Origin of the sequence: Lysinibacillus sp. NPDC097279 (genome assembly GCF_044761745.1) — a bacterium.
Classification (GTDB): Bacteria; Bacillota; Bacilli; order Bacillales_A; family Planococcaceae; genus Lysinibacillus.
Window position 1 is genome coordinate 1 of sequence record NZ_JBIWDA010000010.1, and the last position, 20,105, is coordinate 20,105.

The 20,105-nt window shown below is 36.4% G+C and carries 18 protein-coding genes, 1 tRNA gene and 1 rRNA gene; 17 read left to right on the forward strand and 3 right to left on the reverse strand.

What is annotated here, in order from left to right:
* The 7 genes from rrf to tsaD form a co-directional block, all read left to right on the forward strand.
* Positions 1-92, forward strand: a 5S ribosomal RNA gene (gene rrf / locus ACIQ1H_RS21815); the annotation flags it as partial.
* Positions 93-238: 146 nt separating this feature from the next.
* Positions 239-314, forward strand: a tRNA-Asp gene (locus ACIQ1H_RS21820).
* A 164-nt stretch (positions 315-478) separates the two neighbouring features.
* On the forward strand, positions 479-808 hold the full coding sequence (locus ACIQ1H_RS21825) for a hypothetical protein (RefSeq protein ID WP_402891974.1): 330 nt from the start codon (positions 479-481) through the stop codon (positions 806-808).
* A 111-nt stretch (positions 809-919) separates the two neighbouring features.
* Positions 920-1,372 carry a tRNA (adenosine(37)-N6)-threonylcarbamoyltransferase complex ATPase subunit type 1 TsaE gene (tsaE, locus tag ACIQ1H_RS21830; RefSeq protein ID WP_402891977.1) on the forward strand — a complete coding sequence of 151 codons (453 nt, stop codon included), beginning with the start codon at positions 920-922 and terminating at the stop codon, positions 1,370-1,372.
* Positions 1,369-2,079: a tRNA (adenosine(37)-N6)-threonylcarbamoyltransferase complex dimerization subunit type 1 TsaB gene (gene tsaB, locus ACIQ1H_RS21835; protein WP_402891980.1), complete on the forward strand. Its 711-nt coding sequence runs from the start codon at positions 1,369-1,371 to the stop codon at positions 2,077-2,079. The genes tsaE and tsaB overlap by 4 nt, the downstream gene beginning before the upstream one ends.
* Positions 2,069-2,521, forward strand: coding sequence for a ribosomal protein S18-alanine N-acetyltransferase (rimI, locus tag ACIQ1H_RS21840; protein WP_228134176.1), 453 nt, complete (start codon positions 2,069-2,071; stop codon positions 2,519-2,521). Before tsaB ends, rimI begins: the two co-directional genes overlap by 11 nt.
* On the forward strand, positions 2,521-3,540 hold the full coding sequence (gene tsaD, locus ACIQ1H_RS21845) for a tRNA (adenosine(37)-N6)-threonylcarbamoyltransferase complex transferase subunit TsaD (protein WP_228134175.1): 1,020 nt from the start codon (positions 2,521-2,523) through the stop codon (positions 3,538-3,540). The genes rimI and tsaD overlap by 1 nt, the downstream gene beginning before the upstream one ends.
* A gap of 464 nt (positions 3,541-4,004) precedes the next feature.
* Here tsaD and ACIQ1H_RS21850 read toward each other — a convergent pair whose 3' ends face one another.
* Positions 4,005-5,948 carry an ABC transporter ATP-binding protein gene (locus ACIQ1H_RS21850; RefSeq protein WP_402891984.1) on the reverse strand — a complete coding sequence of 648 codons (1,944 nt, stop codon included), beginning with the start codon at positions 5,946-5,948 and terminating at the stop codon, positions 4,005-4,007.
* 436 nt (positions 5,949-6,384) lie between these two features.
* On the opposite strand from ACIQ1H_RS21850, the gene ACIQ1H_RS21855 reads away from it, so the two are divergent.
* The 3 genes from ACIQ1H_RS21855 (at position 6,385) to tatC (ending at position 8,195) form a co-directional block, all read left to right on the forward strand.
* Positions 6,385-7,020: a redox-sensing transcriptional repressor Rex gene (locus tag ACIQ1H_RS21855; RefSeq protein WP_228134173.1), complete on the forward strand. Its 636-nt coding sequence runs from the start codon at positions 6,385-6,387 to the stop codon at positions 7,018-7,020.
* Between the two features lie 117 nt (positions 7,021-7,137).
* On the forward strand, positions 7,138-7,353 hold the full coding sequence (locus ACIQ1H_RS21860) for a twin-arginine translocase TatA/TatE family subunit (protein ID WP_228134172.1): 216 nt from the start codon (positions 7,138-7,140) through the stop codon (positions 7,351-7,353).
* A gap of 20 nt (positions 7,354-7,373) precedes the next feature.
* On the forward strand, positions 7,374-8,195 hold the full coding sequence (gene tatC, locus ACIQ1H_RS21865; RefSeq protein WP_402891987.1) for a twin-arginine translocase subunit TatC: 822 nt from the start codon (positions 7,374-7,376) through the stop codon (positions 8,193-8,195).
* A 37-nt stretch (positions 8,196-8,232) separates the two neighbouring features.
* On the opposite strand, the gene ACIQ1H_RS21870 is transcribed toward tatC, so the two are convergent.
* Positions 8,233-8,997, reverse strand: coding sequence for a CPBP family intramembrane glutamic endopeptidase (locus tag ACIQ1H_RS21870; protein ID WP_337980322.1), 765 nt, complete (start codon positions 8,995-8,997; stop codon positions 8,233-8,235).
* Positions 8,998-9,169: 172 nt separating this feature from the next.
* Here ACIQ1H_RS21870 and groES point away from each other — a divergent pair, with 172 nt between their 5' ends.
* From groES to ACIQ1H_RS21905, 7 genes are all read left to right on the forward strand, one after another.
* Positions 9,170-9,454: a co-chaperone GroES gene (groES, locus tag ACIQ1H_RS21875; RefSeq protein WP_173478892.1), complete on the forward strand. Its 285-nt coding sequence runs from the start codon at positions 9,170-9,172 to the stop codon at positions 9,452-9,454.
* Positions 9,455-9,510: 56 nt separating this feature from the next.
* Entirely contained in the window at positions 9,511-11,145 is a 1,635-nt protein-coding gene (groL, locus tag ACIQ1H_RS21880; protein ID WP_173478891.1) for a chaperonin GroEL, read from the forward strand.
* A gap of 407 nt (positions 11,146-11,552) precedes the next feature.
* Positions 11,553-12,413, forward strand: a complete 861-nt coding sequence (locus ACIQ1H_RS21885; RefSeq protein ID WP_402891991.1) for an alpha/beta fold hydrolase — start codon at positions 11,553-11,555, stop codon at positions 12,411-12,413.
* A 295-nt stretch (positions 12,414-12,708) separates the two neighbouring features.
* Positions 12,709-13,635: an iron-hydroxamate ABC transporter substrate-binding protein gene (locus tag ACIQ1H_RS21890; RefSeq protein WP_402891994.1), complete on the forward strand. Its 927-nt coding sequence runs from the start codon at positions 12,709-12,711 to the stop codon at positions 13,633-13,635.
* Positions 13,636-14,024: 389 nt separating this feature from the next.
* Entirely contained in the window at positions 14,025-14,711 is a 687-nt protein-coding gene (locus ACIQ1H_RS21895) for a response regulator transcription factor (RefSeq protein WP_173478888.1), read from the forward strand.
* Positions 14,698-16,743 (forward strand): HAMP domain-containing sensor histidine kinase, encoded by a 2,046-nt coding sequence (locus tag ACIQ1H_RS21900; protein ID WP_402891997.1) that lies wholly within the window; start codon positions 14,698-14,700, stop codon positions 16,741-16,743. Before ACIQ1H_RS21895 ends, ACIQ1H_RS21900 begins: the two co-directional genes overlap by 14 nt.
* Positions 16,744-17,512: 769 nt before the next feature.
* Complete coding sequence (locus ACIQ1H_RS21905) at positions 17,513-18,973, forward strand: MDR family MFS transporter (RefSeq protein ID WP_370635743.1); 1,461 nt, start codon at positions 17,513-17,515, stop codon at positions 18,971-18,973.
* 197 nt (positions 18,974-19,170) lie between these two features.
* On the opposite strand, the gene ACIQ1H_RS21910 is transcribed toward ACIQ1H_RS21905, so the two are convergent.
* A complete protein-coding gene (locus ACIQ1H_RS21910; protein WP_402892000.1) occupies positions 19,171-19,926 on the reverse strand; it encodes a GNAT family N-acetyltransferase in 756 nt (251 codons plus the stop codon).
* Between the last annotated feature and the right edge of the window lie 179 nt (positions 19,927-20,105).

Consider the following 20,105-nt stretch of genomic DNA (forward strand, 5'->3'; position numbering starts at 1 on the left):
ACACCCGTTCCCATACCGAACACGGAAGTTAAGCTCTTTAGCGCCGATGGTAGTTGGGGGCTTCCCCCTGTGAGAGTAGGACGTCGCTAGGCAATTAGACAGTCAGCTGAGTGCTGACTGTTTTTTGTTTTCATAAAATAGGTCTAGGTCTATTAAAAACTATTATTTTTATTTAAAAATATGAAAATAATATTGTACTTTTAAATATTATATGTTATATTTATATATGTCTTAAAGAGGTCCCGTGGTGTAGCGGTTAACATGCCTGCCTGTCACGCAGGAGATCGCCGGTTCGATCCCGGTCGGGACCGCCATTTATTTAAATATACAGTTCTTATGATATGCATATATCGTAAGAGCTTTTTTTTTACTTTGAACTATCAAAATTGATAATTGCTAATTCTATATAATTGGGCACAAAACCATTTTGAATTGCATATCTATAGACAGTATAGGTTTTGCAACGGAGGATGGAGGTGTGTTCATAGGATTACGCTTCTGCTTATTTTGGTTAATTTCGATACTTGAAGTTGCTTGTGGAAAACCGTTTATTGATATAGAGGAGGCTAATTCATATCATTGGCAAAAATATATGAATGAAAATGAATTTGAACAATTAACGGAAGGTATGACCTATATGGAAGTAGTGGAAATTGCCGGTGGTCGTGCTAGTGAGAGGGTTAGCAGTAATTATTATCGCTGGAATGATGAAGTACTTTTGACACAAGCATATATCGTTCAATTTAAAGATAATAAACTTGTAGGAAAAGAGGAAATTGCTGTGAAGGGATATTCCACAAGGGAGTAAACACGTCTTCAACATGAAGGCGTGTTTATTTTTTTGAAATTAACCCGAAACTTTGAACATTTGCGCGTGTTTCGGTAAACTAGAAGTAATGAGCTAGGAGAGGACTTAGAGATGAAATTTGAAATAATAATGAATTCACTAGAAGATACAGAGCAATTTGCCATGAAGCTAGCAAATTTACTTGTGGCACAAGATACAATTACATTAGAGGGCGATTTAGGTGCTGGGAAAACGACATTTACAAAAGCTTTAGCAAAAGGTCTCGGCATAACTAGAACGGTTAATAGCCCTACATTTACTATTGTGAAACAATATGAGGGACGTTTACCCTTTAATCATTTAGATGTATATCGCTTGGCGGAAAGCGATGAGGATCTTGGGTGGGACGAGCTATTTTATGGTGATGCGGTATCTGTTATCGAATGGGCACATTTAATTGAACAGGATTTACCTAAAGAGCGGTTAGGAATTGAAATTTACCGTGTTGGTGAAAATGAACGACGATTTGTGTTAATGCCGTATGGCAAGCGATATGAGGCAATATGTGAGGAGCTAATGAGATGATTTGGTTGGGAATTGAAACAGCTAATGCGCCACTTTCTGTTGCAGTTGTTAAGGATGGAAAAGTGTTGGCAGAGGTTGTACAAAATATAAAAGTAACGCATTCTGCAGGAGCAATGCCAGCGATTGAAACGATTTTAGCTAATGTTGGTGTCAAGCCAAATGAGTTAGAAGCCATTGCTGTATCAGAAGGACCAGGGTCATATACAGGTGTACGAATAGGTGTAACGCTTGCTAAAACATTAGCATGGACATTACAGAAGCCATTAGTCGGTGTTTCAAGTTTAAAAGTATTAGCAGCAAATGCAGCGCTTTTTAATGGACTAATTTGTCCTATATTTGATGCACGTCGTGGCAATGTATATACGGCTGTTTATAAGGGACCAAAGCTGGATGTAGTGATAGAGGATTATCATGATCATATTGATGGACTGTTAGCCCGTTTGAAGGATTTAGATGCACCTATATTATTTATAGGAGTAGATGTTGATCTATTCTGGGATAAAATTGTTGAAGTCATTGGACATAATGCCTATCGTGCACCTCTTTATGACGACTTGCCACGTGCGAGTGCAGCCATTAATCTAGCTAGCATGGAGAACTTACCGAATGTGGAGGAAGTCCATCATTTTATTCCGCAATATAAACGTATTGCGGAGGCTGAAGCAAATTGGTTAAAAGAACAAAAGGAGAAGGCACATGAGCAGTAATGTAATGTATCGTAAAATGGTATCTGAGGATGTTCCAGCGGTATATGCGATTGAACTTGCTACATTCCCGACGCCATGGACATTGGATTCTTTTTACTATGAGATGCATGAAAATCAATATGCACATTATGTTTTAGCAGTAGATGAGAACAATACTATAATAGGTTTTTGTGGAATGTGGATGGTCATAGATGCGGCTCAAATTACAAACGTGGCTGTTACAGAGGCAGCTCGTGGTCGTGGAATTGGTGAAGGCTTAATGCGGGAAGCGATGCGTATAGCACGAGAGCATGGAATGGACGTTATGAGTCTAGAAGTACGTGAAACGAATATAGTGGCACAAAATCTTTATCGCAAGCTTGCCTTCCAGGATGGTGGCATACGTAAAGGTTACTATACAGATAACGGGGAGGATGCCCTAGTCATGTGGGTGAATTTATAATGGAAAATCGAGTTATTTTAGCAATTGAGTCCAGCTGTGATGAAACGGCAGCGGCTATTATTCGTAATGGTTCTGATATTGTTTCAAATGTAGTTGCTTCACAAATTGAGAGCCATAAGCGTTTTGGTGGCGTAGTACCCGAAATTGCATCACGTCACCATGTTGAGCAAATTACGGTAGTTATTGAAGAAGCGCTAAAACAAGCAAATATGAAGCCGTCTGACCTAGATGCAGTAGCGGTTACAGAAGGTCCTGGTCTTGTAGGGGCACTGTTAATTGGCATTAATGCCGCAAAGGCGTTTGCATTTGCTAATAATGTACCGATTTTAGGTGTCCATCATATTGCGGGTCATATTTATGCCAATGCACTTGTTCAACCAATGGAGTTTCCATTATTAGCCCTTGTTGTATCAGGGGGACATACGGAGCTTGTTTATATGAAAGAACATGGTTCATTTGAAGTAATAGGAGAAACGCGGGATGATGCGGCAGGCGAAGCCTATGATAAAGTTGCACGTGTGTTAGGCTTACCTTATCCAGGAGGTCCTCGTATTGATCAGTTAGCACATGAAGGACAAGAAGCGGTCGCTTTTCCACGTGTATGGCTAGAGGAAGAGTCGTATGATTTTAGTTTTAGCGGTTTAAAATCAGCAGTAATTAACTATAAGCACAATATGGATCAACGGGGTGAAGCGATTTCCCCGACTGCTGTTGCAAAAGGCTTTCAGGAAAGTGTAGTAGAAGTACTAACTGCAAAAACATTACGGGCAGCGCGTGAATACAAAGTGAAACAAGTAATCGCAGCAGGTGGGGTTGCAGCGAATAAAGGTTTGCGTACATCCCTTGAGGCGGTATTTGCTAAAGAGGGGATTCCTTTTTTTGTACCTCCATTGAAGCTATGTACAGACAATGCGGCAATGATAGGAGCTGCGGCAACACCGATGTTTGAGGCAGGCATTCGTGGAAATATGATGATGAATGGCCGCCCAGGTATGGAATTAAAATCATGGGTTGAATAAATACTTGAATGAGAGGGCTCGGAGTTTTTTGAGCCGTCTCTTTTTTTATTTATATAGAAATATTATGATGAATAAAATTGCGAAAAATGCTAGAAAATATATACCTATAATAGAAAAACGATTAATTGACAAATTTTTCAGAAAATTATCCACAGGAACTGTGAAAAAAGTGCATAAAAAAACTGCGAACATTCGTACTTATGCACAAATTGTGGATAACTTGTGTATAAGTTGTGATTATTCTATATATAGTAGCGCATTTTACACAGAACTATGTGGATTAAATAATTTGAAATTGTGGACAGTGTGGAAAAGTCTGTTGATATGTTGGTATTACTAGTTTTATAGTGTGTATAAAGTTGTGGGCATTTTTTGTCGAAAAATAGCACTTGACCAATATATATGAAAAATAAAGACGAGTAAAGAAAAAAGCCATATGACATAGCATATGACTTTTTGAGATTTTATAAAATAATCTTTTCTAGTTCCTCATTTAGCTCGAGCCATTCCATTTCAATAACTTCATGCTTGTCTTTTATAGTAGCTAACTCACCTTGAAGTTGTGAAATTTTCTCATGGTCAGTGAAAATTTCAGGGTCACAAAGAGCTTCTTCTAAACGAGCGATTTCTGTAGCAGCCTCTTGCATATTGATTTCTAATTCTTCTATCGAACGTCTAATTTGGCGCTCACGTTTTTTTGCCTCTTTATCTATTGTAGAGGTAGAGGTCTTTTCAGGAGCAGTTGCTTGTAATTGCGGTTGAGAAGCAGCCTTCATTTGAGCAATTTCAAAAAGTTCCTGTTTTTTTTCAAGGTAATAATCGTAATCACCTAAATACTCAAATGAACCTTCGCCTGAAAGCTCCACTACTTTCGTTGCTATTCGATTAATAAAATAACGGTCATGCGATACGAAAAGAAGTGTTCCAGGGTAATCAATTAAGGCATTTTCCAACACTTCTTTACTATCTAAGTCTAAGTGGTTGGTAGGCTCATCGAGAACTAAGAAATTCGCCTTTTGCATCATTAACTTTGCTAATGCAAGGCGAGCCTTCTCACCACCAGATAAAGAATTGACGGCTTTATCCACATCTTCTCCACTGAATAAAAAGCGGCCAAGTACAGTGCGAATGTCTTTTTCATTCATTAAGGGCCATTCATCCCATAGCTCTTTTAAAACACTTTTATTGCTCGACAGCTTTGCCTGTTCTTGATCGTAATAGCCAATTTGCACATTAGTTCCATAACGTATTTCTCCAGCAAGTGGGGACAGGTCTTTGACAATCGTTTTTAATAATGTCGATTTACCAACACCGTTAGGCCCTACTAGTGCTATGCGATCTTCTCGAAACGTTCGTAGTGAGATACCACTAGATATTTGCTTGTCACCGTAGCCGACAGCTAAGGAGTCAATGGAGAGCACATCATTGCCACTTTGTCGCTCTATCGTAAAGCCAAAGCTAGCTGATTTTTCGTTACCGTCAGGAGAGTCCATCCATTCTGTACGTTCAAGCATTTTGCGTCGGCTTTGTGCCATTTTTGTCGTAGAGGCACGGGCTATGTTTTTTTGAATAAAATCCTCAAGTTTTGCTTTCTCATCTTGCTGGCGTTCAAACATTTTGACATCGCGCTCATAGGTTTTCGCCTTTTCGTCTAAATAAGCACTGTAGTTTCCAGTATATTTCGTAACGCGATGACGAGAAACTTCATAGACGATAGAGACAACTTGGTCTAAAAAGTAACGGTCATGGGATACGATTAAAATAGCACCTTCATAGCCTTTTAAATAAGTCTCTAACCAAGAAAGTGTTTCAATATCTAAATGGTTTGTTGGCTCGTCGAGAATTAATAAGTCTGGCTTACTTAATAGAAGCTTAGCAAGAGCTAAACGAGTTCGTTGACCACCTGATAATGAGCTAATTGCTTTTTCATAATCCTCTGGGTAAAATTGCATACCATGAAGAACAGAGCGCGTATCAGATTCGTATTGATAGCCGCCTGCATCTTTAAAATCATGCTGTAATTGGTCATATTCGGACATGACCTTTGCATACATTTCTGGCTTTTCGTAAACCGCTGGATCAGCCATTTGCTGTTCAAGCGAACGTAATGTTTTTTCTTGTCCAAGAAGCGGTTCGAAAATTGTCATCATTTCGTCCCAAATTGATAAAGTTGAATTTAGACCCGCATGTTGTTCTAAATAGCCAACTTGTACGCCCTTCGGAATAATAATATCGCCAGAATCATATGACAATTGCCCAGCGATGATTTTTAGTAAAGTGGATTTACCAGCTCCGTTACGTCCGACTAATGCTACGCGATCACGGTGTTGGACTTCTAGTTTGACACCACTTAAAATTTCATCTGCAATAAAGGATTTATATAGTTGATTGACTTGTAATACAATCATTCTTGACACCTCAATTCTTTCTTAGTGTAAAGGATGACGGAATTGCTTGCAATGCCAGTGCTTTACTTATTCTAAGCTGTCATGTAAGATTGAAACGATTTCTCTTTAGTTAGTGGCGTAAAACGCGCAGTTAACTAAAGGGAAATCCTCCAGTTGATGTGATAATATTAACGCGCTTTAGCAGAAGTCATCCATTTATAGAAGTGGAAGATGAATATTAAATATGCATTGAACTCAGTGTGGGTTGAAACCCGTCTGAATCAAGTTAACAGCCAGCGAATGCCCTAGATTTTATGGGGAGCCTTTTAAACATGCTCACAAAAAATTATGAGACGCAAATACGCTGAGAGATGTAACTGATTCATATAAGCATGTTTCAAAATGAGTATTCAAATACGCTTAGGTGAATTTGATGTGTTTATAAGGAGGAAAAAGTTTGAAACAAGAAGTAAAAATTCCACAAGCCACAACGAAAAGACTTCCTCTTTACTATCGATTTATCCAAAACTTTGCGCAAGAAGGAATGGAACGTATTTCATCGAAGGAATTGAGCGAGGCGATGAAAATCGATTCTGCAACGATTCGTCGTGATTTTTCTTATTTCGGTGCGCTTGGCAAAAAGGGATATGGCTATGATGTTCAGCATCTATTGAAGTTTTTTAGCCAAACACTTGATCAGCATGAAACAACAAAAGTAGCGTTAATCGGTGTGGGGAACTTAGGGAATGCATTTTTAAAGTATAATTTCCAAAAAAATCATAACACGCATATTGTAGTTGCATTTGACTCAAAGGCACCAAAGGAAGGGAAAATGATAAGCAATATTCCTGTGTATCATCCCGATTTATTAGAAGAAAAGTACGCTGAATATGGAGCAGACCTTGCTATTTTAACTGTATCTTCACGCTCGGCTCAGAAGATGGCGGATCGTTTAGCTGCAATGAATGCAAAAGGCATTTTAAACTTTACACCAGAGCGTATTACCGTACCGGATACTATGAAATTATTAACGATAGATTTGTCGGTAGAATTACAAGCGCTTATTTACTTAATCCGAAATAGTGATAAATAAAGGGCATTCACAAATTTGTAAACTGTTACAAATGATGGTGTTTAAACTATTGAAATAAATTCGCCAAACGAAAAAATTTAAGTTAAAATGATATATATATAAGAGGAGGTGGCTGCAATGGTTGTGCACTTAAGTGCTTTCACACCAGTTAGCCTAGTTATTATCGGTGTGGTTGCAATTTTAATATTCGGACCAAAGAAATTACCTGAGCTAGGTAAAGCAATGGGTTCTACACTTCGCGAATTTAAAAATGCAACAAAAGGTTTAGCTGATGACGATGATGATACAAAAAAGAAAATAATTGAACATAAAGAAAATGATAACGTTAAGTAAGTTAAGGATGTCAATTTAATATGAATCCAAGAGAATTAACAGTTGTAGAGCATTTAGAAGAACTAAGAAAACGGCTCTTTATTTGCGCTGTTTTCTTTGTTATTGCACTTATAGTTGGCTTTTATCTAGCCGAACCACTTATTAAACATATTCAATATAGTAAAGAAGCGGAGCAACTAACTTTAAATGCATTTAAAGTGACCGATCCACTTGTCGTATATTTACAAGTGACGGTTGCAATCGCATTTGTGATAAGTTCACCATTGCTTCTTCATCAACTTTGGTTGTTTATTACACCAGGTTTACATGAGACAGAACGTAAGGCTACTTTAAAATATATTCCATATTCGTTTTTTCTATTTTTAGCAGGAGCTTCATTTTCTTATTATGTTTTATTCCCATATGTCATGCACTTTATGATGGGTTTATCTACAGAATTAGAAATACAGCAAACAATTGGCATTAACGAATATTTTTCATTTTTATTTCGTTTAGTCATGCCGTTTGGAATCATTTTTCAGTTACCTGTAGTGACGTTATTTTTAGCGCGTTTAGGTATATTAAATCCTGAACTGATGGTGAAATTCAGAAAATATGCATATTTCGGGTTAGTCGTTATTGCGGTATTTCTTGCACCTCCAGATTTTATTTCAAACGTTATCGTAGCAATTCCGCTATTTGTAATTTATGAGGTTAGTATTATCATAGCACGCAGAGGCTATCGAAAGTTTTTACAAGCCGAGGCATTACTTTTAGAGGAAGAGCGTAAAGAAGCAGAACGCGAGCAAGTTGAGCGTTTGTTAGCTGAGCAGCGACGACAAATTGAAGAATTAAATGACTAATAAAAAGAGCTAGATGTTTTCACATCTAGCTCTTTTTTTATTGCATTTTTTGCAGTTCTTCTAAAAACTTTTGCAGCGGTTCTGCGTTAAATTGTACGAGTGTTACGAAGCCGTTCAGCATGACATGGGCAATAATCGATGTCCAAATCCGTTTTGTTTTGTGGTATAAGAAAGCAAAGATTAGACCACATATGGTATACAACAGAATATGTGAGAAATCGAAATGAATTATCGCAAAGAAAATAGCACTGACAATGGCTGCCACCCAGAAATTAGTCGTTTGGACGAGCGAGCCGAAAATAACACGACGGAAGACGAATTCCTCTAAAATTGGGCCAAAAACAACAATCGCTAAAATGGCAATTGGAGCACCTTTTGCTATCGCCACTATATCAGCGGTGTTTTCTGAGCCACCCTCGATCCCGAATACAGCCATTTCAATAGCAGCACCAATCATTTGTCCAAAGAACACAAGGAAGAAACCTAGGACACCCCATAAGATTGTAAGGGGAATAGACTCTTTTTTACCTTGATAGATATTCCAAAACGCTTTATCGCGAGTAGTTAAAATCAAACTTAAAACTAATGCAATGGCAAAGCTGAGAGCGATATACCAGCCTTGTGTAATAGGGGCCGCTTGCTCAGGAGGTAAACCTGTTGTACTCATCACGAATTTATGAAACGGTAAAAGTAACCATTTGCCTGATAATTGCATGATAATGTAAACGATTAAAACATAGAGAGCGGTTTTTTTATGCTGTACGTTTTTTAAAGTATTATTCACAGTCAAAATCCTTTCCATTCATAAGCTACCTTTCTATTGTAGAGGAATATGGAAAGAAAACAAAATTTTTCGTAGTTCTGGCTTGCAAAAAGACAGTTGATTGATTATCATAATAAATGTATTAGCACTCGTTGATATAGAGTGCTAATAAACATATAAGAAATATTTAATTAATAGGAGGTTGTTTCACTTGTTAAGACCACTAGGAGATCGTATTGTCATCGAACTAATCGAGGTAGAGGAAAAGTCTGCATTTGGAATTGTACTACCAGACTCTGCAAAAGAAAAACCACAAGAGGGTAAAGTAGTAGCAGTTGGGACAGGTCGTATATTAGAAAACGGACAACGTGTAGAGCTTGACGTTAAAGTTGACGACCACATTATTTTCTCTAAATACTCAGGTACAGAAGTTAAATATGAAGGCAATGAATACTTAATCTTACGTGAAAGTGATATTCTTGCAATTATTGAATAATAGTTATTATATTAATTAGGCTTAACGAATATTCCATTTCAGGAGGGTAAATTCAAATGGCAAAAGATATTAAATTCTCAGAAGAAGCTCGTGCATTAATGCTTCAAGGTGTAGATAAATTAGCAAATGCAGTAAAAGTGACATTAGGTCCTAAAGGTCGTAACGTCGTTTTAGAAAAAAAATTCGGTTCACCATTAATTACAAATGATGGTGTAACAATTGCAAAAGAAATTGAACTTGAAAATCCATATGAAAACATGGGTGCAAAATTAGTAGCAGAGGTTGCTTCTAAAACAAATGAAATCGCTGGTGATGGTACAACGACTGCGACAGTTCTTGCACAAGCGATCATCCGTGAAGGTCTTAAAAACGTAACAGCTGGTGCAAACCCTGTAGGAATCCGTAAAGGAATCGACAAAGCGGTAGCAGCAGCACTTACAGAATTACATGCTATTTCTCGTCCAGTAAGCAACAAAGAGGAAATCGCACAAGTTGCGGCAATCTCAGCTGCTGACGACGAAGTAGGCCAACTAATTGCAGAAGCAATGGAACGTGTTGGTAATGATGGTGTTATTACAATTGAGGAATCTAAAGGTTTCACAACGGAATTAGATGTAGTAGAAGGTATGCAATTCGATCGTGGCTATGCGTCTCACTACATGGTAACAGATACAGATAAAATGGAAGCGGTTCTTGATAACCCATACATTTTAATTACTGACAAAAAAATTACGAATATCCAAGAAGTTTTACCGCTATTAGAACAAGTGGTACAACAAGGTCGTCCACTATTAATGATCGCTGAAGACGTTGAGGGTGAAGCTCTTGCAACACTTGTAGTGAACAAACTACGTGGTACATTCAATGCTGTAGCCGTAAAAGCACCAGGCTTCGGCGACCGTCGTAAAGCTATGCTTGAAGATATCGCTATCTTAACAGGTGGTCAAGTCATTACAGAAGAATTAGGCTTAGACCTTAAAACTGCTGATATTACATCATTAGGCCGTGCTGCGAAAGTTGTTGTAACTAAAGATTATACAACAATCGTAGAAGGTGTTGGTGGTACTGAAGCAATCGAGCGTCGCGTTGGTCAAATTCGTGCACAGCTTGCTGATACAACTTCAGAATTCGATAAAGAAAAATTACAAGAACGCCTTGCAAAATTAGCAGGTGGTGTAGCAGTCATTAAAGTCGGTGCTGCAACTGAAACAGAATTAAAAGAACGTAAACTTCGCATTGAAGATGCATTGAACTCAACACGTGCAGCTGTAGAGGAAGGTATCGTATCAGGTGGTGGTACTGCACTTCTAAACGTTTACGCAGCAGTTGAAAAAGCAGCTGATGCAGTTGATGGCGATGTAGCAACAGGTGTGAAAATTGTGCTTCGTGCATTAGAAGAGCCAGTTCGCCAAATCGCAAACAATGCAGGTCTTGAAGGTTCAATCATTGTAGATCGTCTAAAACGCGAAGAAATCGGTGTTGGTTTCAACGCAGCAACAGGCGAGTGGGTAAACATGATGGAAGCAGGCGTAGTAGACCCAGCAAAAGTAACACGCTCAGCACTACAAAATGCAGCTTCTGTAGCAGCGCTATTATTAACTACTGAAGCGGTTGTAGCAGATATTCCAGAACCAGCAGCACCAGGTATGCCTGATATGGGCGGCATGGGTGGCATGGGCGGTATGATGTAATACAGCCCTTAAACACTTGATATGACTTGGTTTTCAAGTGAAATGCTAACATAGAGTACTATAATCGAAGCTTCTCATGAGTTGTGTAAACTTTTGGGAAGCTTCTTTTTTCATTTCTTTTGTCACGGGAGATAGAAGTTCTTAGTAATTGGATCATCTGAATGGCCACGTCTATCCATGATTTGTTCGAGTGCGATACCTGCTCCTTTCAACAGTGAAGTATGTATGTCTCAACGAGTGCGCTGTTAAGTCTAGATTTCACTTTACGATTGTAAGCATTATCTAACAGTTGAATGATTTTTGTTTAAATATCTTTGTAAAACCTTAAAGCTATGTGGTAAGTTTATTTAAAATTAATAGATCAAAGCATATAACAAAATAGATGAAGTTGAGGGAGAGTAATGGAATTGAAGAAGTTTCAAATAACAGTAGAAGGCAATACTTTTCACGGAAGTGAATTTGGTGATAACAGCCTTCCTTCACTTGTTTGTCTGCACGGAATGACTGGTGATTTAAAAAGTTTTTCGGGGCTTATTGAATACCTAATAAATGATTTTCATCTTATTCTTATAGATAGCCCAGGCCATGGAGAAACGGATTCATTAAAACGGGAGGAGGATTATATGTTTTCCTCCTTAGCAAAAAGTATTTATCAAGTAATACAACAAATTACGAATAAACCTTTTTACATGTTGGGACATTCTTGGGGAGCAGACCTTTGCCTACATATCGCAAAAATATCTACTGCTAAGGTAAAGGGTGTTATTTTATTAGATGGAGGATATGCGTTTCCTGAACATGTTGAGGGACTGACAGAGGAAAAAGCCTTGATAGATTGGAAAGAATATGTTGAGTCCAGTATATATGGTTCTTGGGACGAAGTGGTCAAAGAATACCAAAGTTACACAACAAGGCAATGGGATACAAATCTTAATGCATTAATAGCATCTAGCTTTAAAAAGGTTAATGATAATTATATATTTAAGGCAGACGTTTTCAGTATTTTAGCGATTATTAAGGCATTTTATAAAGAGCCTTGTTCAACCACTTTTGAAAGTATTCAGTGTCCTGTCTTATTACTTCATGCAGCCATTCTACCGACAGATTCAGCCCGACAAAAGGGAATACAGGAAATTAAAAAAGGCATTAAAAAATTAACGGTAATAGGTATAGAAAACACTAAACACCAACTTCATTGGGACTTTCCTGAAAAAGTTGCTAATGAAATTCTGTTGTGGAAACAAGAAAGTAAACACGAAGTTTATTAACAATATTTTCTTCCTCAACAAATTGCGTTTGTAGATGACGATAATTAAAGTAGCCTTGTTAAATTGCTTTTAACAAGGCTATTTTTTATCTATAAGTATGTAGTTCCTCTTTTCGTTTCGTCGTATTTTTAATGGATCTTTATTGTGAGCGATTGCTAATAGAAAAGGGAATTTATCTTAAGCTACTATTGACAAAAGATTAGAAGGAGACTATCATTTTTAAATAACAATGATAATCATTATCATTATTCTGTAATAAACGATAATGATAATAAATCTAAAGGAGAATCTTAAATTGAAAAGATTTATAATACCTTTCATTTTGATGTGTGTGCTTTTTCTTAGTGCCTGTGGCAATAGTACAAAGAATCAGGCAGCAGGGGATGCAAATAAAGAGGATAAAAGTGAAACAGAAACAATTACATATCAATCTGAAAATGGACCTATTGAAGTACCCGCTCATCCAAAAAGGGTAGTAGTTTTAACTGGTAATGCAGGTGACGTAATCTCATTGGGCGTCAATATCGTAGGGGTAGATGAATGGTCTAAGGCAAGTCCATTATTTAAAGAGCAATTAAAAGATGTTACAACTGTGTCAGATGAGGATTTAGAGACAATTATTGAATTAGAACCAGATTTAATTATTGGAGGCAGCGATAATAATAACTTAGATAGGTTGAAAAAAATTGCCCCAACAGTTACCTATACGTACAATAAAGTCGATTATTTAACACAGCATTTAGAAATCGGTAAATTGCTAAACAAAGAAAAAGAAGCTCAAGACTGGATTGATGACTTTAAAAGCCGTGCAACTACTGTAGGAAATAAAATTAAAGCAAAAGTTGGCGAAAATTCAACGGTGACTGTAATGGAAAGTTACGATAAAGATATAGGTATTCTTGGAAATAGCTGGGGAAGAGGCACGGAGGTTCTATATCAGGCAATGGGTCTGAAAATGCCTGAAAAAGTAAAAGAAATGACAACTAAAGAAGGATACTACATGATATCATCAGAAGTATTACCTGACTATGTTGGAGACTACTTGGTTGTGAGTAAATACAATGACCAAGATAATTCCTATCAAAAAACAGAACTATATAAAGAAATGCCTGCAGTGAAGAACGACCATGTAATTGAAGTGGATGGAAATGCCTTTATGTTTAACGATTCTCTAACTTTAGATTACCAGCTGGAATATTTTGAAGAACAATTTTTAAAGTAAGCTGTTTTTTTAAGTGATATATACTTTAAATTGAAAATACAAAATGCAGCTTCTAAAGCGGTAGCAGCAGATATCCCAGAGCAAGCAGCACCAGATATGGGTGGCATGATATGCTAATACCTTTGAGTTTGGAAAGCTAAAAATGAATACTAACATGGTAAAGGAAGCTTCTCATAAGTTCATTGAACTTGTGGGGGCTTTTTTGTGCATTATTTGTCTATTGGTTTTTGGGCTAGCCATGCATCTGAAAATAGATGTGTCTATTCGGCATAATTAGTCTATTTAGGAAAAGAATAAGAAAATCTTAAGAATTGGTGCATGAGTTTGTTAAGATTTACTTAGTATTATAAGCTAAGACGAATCCTAAAGAGATGGAGGAGTGAATGTAATTGAACATTTTGATTTGTGATGATGATAAAGAAATTGTAAGGGCTATTAGTGTCTATTTAGAGAATGAGGGCTATCAAGTATACAAAGCTTACAATGGTATAGAAGCAATCGAACTTATTCGAGATCACGTTATTCACCTAATCATTATGGATATTATGATGCCGAAAATGGATGGCATTACGGCGACAATGAAAATTCGACAAGACAATATGATTCCGTTAATTATGCTTTCTGCTAAGTCGGAGGATTATGACAAAATACTCGGGTTAAATATTGGTGCAGATGATTATATGGCAAAGCCGTTTAATCCATTAGAACTTGTCGCAAGAGTGAAATCGCAGTTAAGAAGATACACGGCATTTGGCAGTCTTGATGTGAGCAGCCATGTATTTCAAACGGGTGGGCTTATGATTGATGATGAAAAGAAAGTTATCACCGTAGATAAACAAGCAGTTCATCTAACCCCAGTGCAGTATAAAATTTTAAAGCTTCTTACAGCAAATACGGGGAGAGTATTCACAATCGAAGAGATTTATGAAAAGGTATGGAATGAAAGTGCCGTTAATCCAGAAAATACGGTGGCAGTACATATTCGGAAGATTCGAGAAAAGATTGAAATAAATCCGAAAGAGCCGAGGTATTTAAAAGTTGTATGGGGAGTTGGGTATAAAGTTGAAAAATATTAGTCATGCACTCATTACGAAAGTAATTGTGTTTCTTATTGCCATCGCTTGTTTAACTGGTACGGCGAAGGTAATCGTCAATATGGAATTAAATGAAGTACATCTTAGTAGTATCAATCAAGACAATTATTTTGAAAGCATAGCATTTGCTGATGAAAGTTATAGCCTTATTAGCTCTTTAGCGCAATTAATCGGAACGTATAAAAGTGAAGAAAATATTTTAAGTGGTAAGACGCTAACAAAAGAAGATATTACACAAATTGAAGAAGATTTATATAATGAGTTTCAATATTCATACAAATATAATCCGAATTTGAGTGAAGTGGAAAATAGACAAAACTATCAAGAAGAATATGCTGATGACATAAAAAGTAAAAAAGAAGAAAGAATGAGAGAACAAGCACGATTATTTTATCGTTTACTCAGTACAGTAGAAGCAACTGAAGGAATCGTGTATTATGCGAGCGATGGTGAACATGTATTCTCTAATAGTGAACTAGATAAAAAAGAGCAATTTGAGTCATTTGGTGCATATATGCTATTTGATGATTATCAACAAAAGCTTTATCCACATGAAATGAAAAAAAATAAGTATTTAGATTACATTACACAAGATGTGGAAAAGTTGAATCCACAAAAAGACGCTATTTATGTGGCGTATAAAGAATCTTACTTAGAGCAAAAAATGCAAGAATGGGAACAGAATAAAGAGGTTGCTAAAAGTTATCTTAATGAATTTATCTTATTTCTAGCAGGGTTTATTTTATCATTTATTTACTTAGTAATAGTTATTGGAAGAACGTCATTTAAAGATAAAATAATTCATTTTCATGTCATTGATAAACTATATAATGATGTCAATATTGTATTAGTTGCTTGTTTATCAGGGATATGGGTGGCAATGATAGTTGAAGTGATAAGAGAAATGAACATACTGCTCACGGTACCTATTTTTATCATTGTATTGCTGCTGATTTTATCGCTCGTTAAGCATGTGAAAAACAGATCACTACTTCAACATACACTCATATATCAAATACTCAAAAAGATTTTTATGGTGATAAAGCATGTTTTTGATAATGGCAGTATGGCTGTGAAAATTGTGCTACTTGTTATTGGTTATCCTGTAGTAGTTGCAGCAACATTTTTCATGTTTCCTATCACGCTAGGTTTAGCTGCTTGGTTTGCAATGAAAAAGGTGAAGTCGTTTAATCGCATTAAAGAGGGCGTAGAGCAAATTAAAAATGGAGATTTTCATCATCGAATAGAAGTAGATGGAAAAGGCGAGTTTAGCCGACTTGCAGAAAATATTAATAGTATTACAGATGGCTTAAAAAAATCGGTGGATAATGAGATTAAGAGCGAACGTTTAAAAACAGAGCTCATTACAAATGTTTCGCATGACATTAGAACACCTTTAACGTCAATTATTACGTATGTCGATTTATTAAAAATAGAAAAAGATCCACAATTAATTGCTGAATATATAGACGTATTAGATCAAAAATCAAAAAGGCTCAAGCATTTAACTGATGATTTATTTGAAGCGGCAAAGGCGTCAAGTGGTAGTATGCCTGTCCAGCTAGAACGGATTGATATCGTATCGTTACTAAAGCAAGGAATAGGGGAAATGGGCGAGAAAATCGAGGCGTCATCATTAAACTTTAAATTAGCCCATCCTACAGAAAAAGTGTATGTGAAGGCTGATGGTAAACTCCTCTGGCGCTCCATTGAAAACCTATTCTCGAACATTTTTAAATACGCACTGCCTGCATCAAGGGTATATATTGATGTAGAAGATCTAGGTAATGAACTACTGGTCACATTTAAAAATATTTCCGCATATGAATTAAATATTTCCGTCGATGAGCTAATGGAACGTTTTACACGAGGCGATGAATCAAGATCAAGTCAAGGTAGCGGATTAGGGTTATCGATAGCGGAAAGCCTTATTCACATCCAACACGGTAAATTTTTAGTGCAAGTAGATGGTGATTTATTTAAGGCGATGATTTATTTACCGAAATTTGAATAAGAAATGCAAAGGAATAGGATGCAGAAGTGTATCCTATTCTTTATTTGGTGTTGCATTCTTTTCTTTACAACTACAATAATTTTTTCTTATTTTTGAAAACTTTGACTTCCGCTAATAAGTCCGTTATAATTCGTTGTGTAATAAAAAATGCTTTAAGGAGGATTTAGAAAATGACACTACGATTCCCAACTTTGAACCAGTAATTGAATACTGTCAAAGGCTCTGTTTGTGGCAGAGTAAACGGGATTAGTCTGTCCTTTTTTAATTATCTTCATTTCATATTGCGAAATTGTTATTCACTCGATTGCAGTAATTTGTCCCCACGTAGTTGTGAGGGCTAGTTATGTGATTTAAGTGGCTAAAAATATGTTAATGATAGAAAGGCGACTTGTTCTTCCTTTCTTTATTTTTGTCTAATTTAACCTTTTATTTGGTTTTACCAAAGGGAGGTTTCTTGTTCTTACTGACAACTCAATAAAATATGGATGGGTCTTTCCCTTTACTTTTAAGATCACAGGCAGGTGCTTGTGATCTTTTCGTTTTTTAGCGGGCGTTATCCGTTGAGTAGAACGATTGCCATTACTGGGATGGTTGATGAGGTATTGATTTGGGTAAAATTGGTTTGGATATTGTTATTATCGATTATTTAATCCTAGGTTAGTTAAACAATAACTAAGAAGGGAGCAATTCTTAATCCGATGGTGTACGAAGAATAAAGCTCATAAAAAAACATGCTAGAAGGAGTAATTAAATGGATCAAAATCAACCTATGAAATATGAATTCCTGTCACAGGATCCTAATGTTAAAACATTACCGATTATGCTATCGCTAATTATCGGTGCTTTTTTTGCAGTTTTAAACGAAACATTATTAAACATTGCATTAACGACATTAATGCATGAATTCCACATTACGTTGCCAACTGTACAGTGGATGGCAACTGGATTTATGCTTGTTATGGGGATTGTCATTCCGATTTCTGCCTTAATGTTACAGTGGTTTACAACGAGGCAATTGTTCATTGGTGTTATGGTTACTTTCACAATCGGAACAATCATTTGCGCAATTGCACCGAGCTTCCCTGTTTTATTAGTAGGTCGGTTAATCCAAGCAGTTGGAACAGGGCTATTAATGCCAATTATTTTTAATGTCTTTTTATTATTATATCCACCAGAAAATCGCGGCAAAATAATGGGGATTGTTGGTTTGATTTTTACGTTCGCACCTGCAATCGGACCGACTTTATCTGGTGTTATTGTTGAATATTTAGGCTGGCGCTATTTATTTATTATAGTGATTCCTTTCGCCTTATTTTCCATTGTTTTTGCTTCTAAATATTTGACGAATATTTCGGAGGTTACAAAACCGAAAATTGATGTTCTGTCTATTATCTTTTCAACGATTGGATTTGGGGCAATTATTTATGGGTTTAGTGCTGCTGGAGAAAAAGGTTTCCTTAATTCAACTGTATATGTGACGATTATCATCGGCATTATTGGTGTTGTATTTTTCTCTTTAAGACAGTTTAAGCTGAAAGAGCCTGTTATGAATTTACGGGTATTTAAATATCCAATGTACACGCACGCAGTATTTATGTTTGTAATTATAATTATGGCGATGTTTGCATCGGAAATCATTTTACCGATATTTATGCAAGGTCCATTAGCTTTAACTGCCGCAACAGCAGGTCTTGTTCTACTACCAGGGAGCTTACTAAATGGACTTATGTCTCCATTTATGGGGCAATTGTTCGATAAATTTGGCCCTCGTGTATTAATGATACCTGCAACACTAGTTTTAAGTGCTACAGTGTTTACGTTAAGTAGGTTAACAGCTGAAACGCCTATTTGGATTATCGTATTATGCTATATTTTATTAATGCTAAGTGTGTCTGCCATTATGATGCCAGCACAGACAAATGGTCTAAACCAACTGCCTAAGTCTTTATACCCGCATGGTACTGCGGTCATGACCACGTTGCAGCCTGTTGTAGGGGCGATAGGTGTTGCTGTGTTTATTAGTATTATGAACGCTAAACAAAATCACTTTTTAACAAAGGCAGCCAATCCAAGTGATCCAGCTACAATTAGTCAAGCAATGGTAGCGGGTGTAGAACTTGTTTATCTTATTGCTTTTGTCATAACGATATTAGCCATTATTTTGTCATTTACCGTTTACCGTGCGGTTCCAAAAGAAATGGTTGAACCAACATCAGACTCTAAATCTTAATCAATTTTCGGATAGAAGTCCGCAAATCGAAGCTACTCATTAGTTTTTGTAAACTTTTGAGTAGCTTTTTTTATGAGCGGATTCTTAGAAATGAAAGAGCATTTCATATAAAGGGGGAAGGTTTTTGTGAAAATCTATAAGGTAGTATGAACATGCGAGGGGCTCAATTAGGTGCTTTCTTCAGGAACCTAGCTAGATTAATCTCCTTCGACCTGTAACACTTCATATTGAAAACCTTGATATACATAGTTTTGTTTTTGATACATTTCTCTAGCTGTATCTTCCCCATCTGCTACTAAAATAACGATTTTATGTTGAAATTTTTGCATGACATATTGTTGAAGTTGGGAACCTATTCCTTTACGTTGAAAGGCTTCTAGTACAAATAAGTTATCAATTTCAACTGTTGTTTCTTCCTCAATAAGTTCCATAGAACCAACTGGGATGCCGTCATAATAGGCTAAGAGCTGATATTTGGAAGGATCATGAAAACGCCGTTTTAGAAATGCTTGTTTTTCTGTGGCGAAAGTTTCGCCATATTTTAAATCCTCTTCATACTGTAGCTTTAAAAAAGCTTGTAAATTGTTTTCTGTCACAAGCTGGACATCAACATGTCGATGGACGTTCGTTGCAAAATGGCTTGGCTCAATTGAATATAATTCAAGAAACCCAATGTCATAATTTTTTTCAGTTAAATACATATGAATATCGCTTGATAGCTTCTCATTAGCTGGAAAAATGAATTTTAAATGTTTCTGATTATGTTTCTGATGGAAAATCCGTAGCATCTGTTCTGTTTTCTTAAATGCAGTTAATGAAGGCATCGTTTTAAATAAAATAAAATTACTATCATACCGACTTAGCATTTCTGGATAATGAACATGTTGGCAAACTTCATCTTCAAAAATGATATGACCAATTTTTTCTATATGGTCAAAAGTAATGTTGTGCATTGTAAATCTCCTTAGTTCGTATTTATTAAATTGCTTTTAGAACAGGAAAATTAAAACCCCGTTGCTGTAAGTGTGAATGCAATGGGGTTTTTTATCAAGGGAAATTATGGATGTTTTTATTTTAAATTTCATGTTGTTTTTCACAACATTATAAATTAATATAGTAATTGATAATGAAA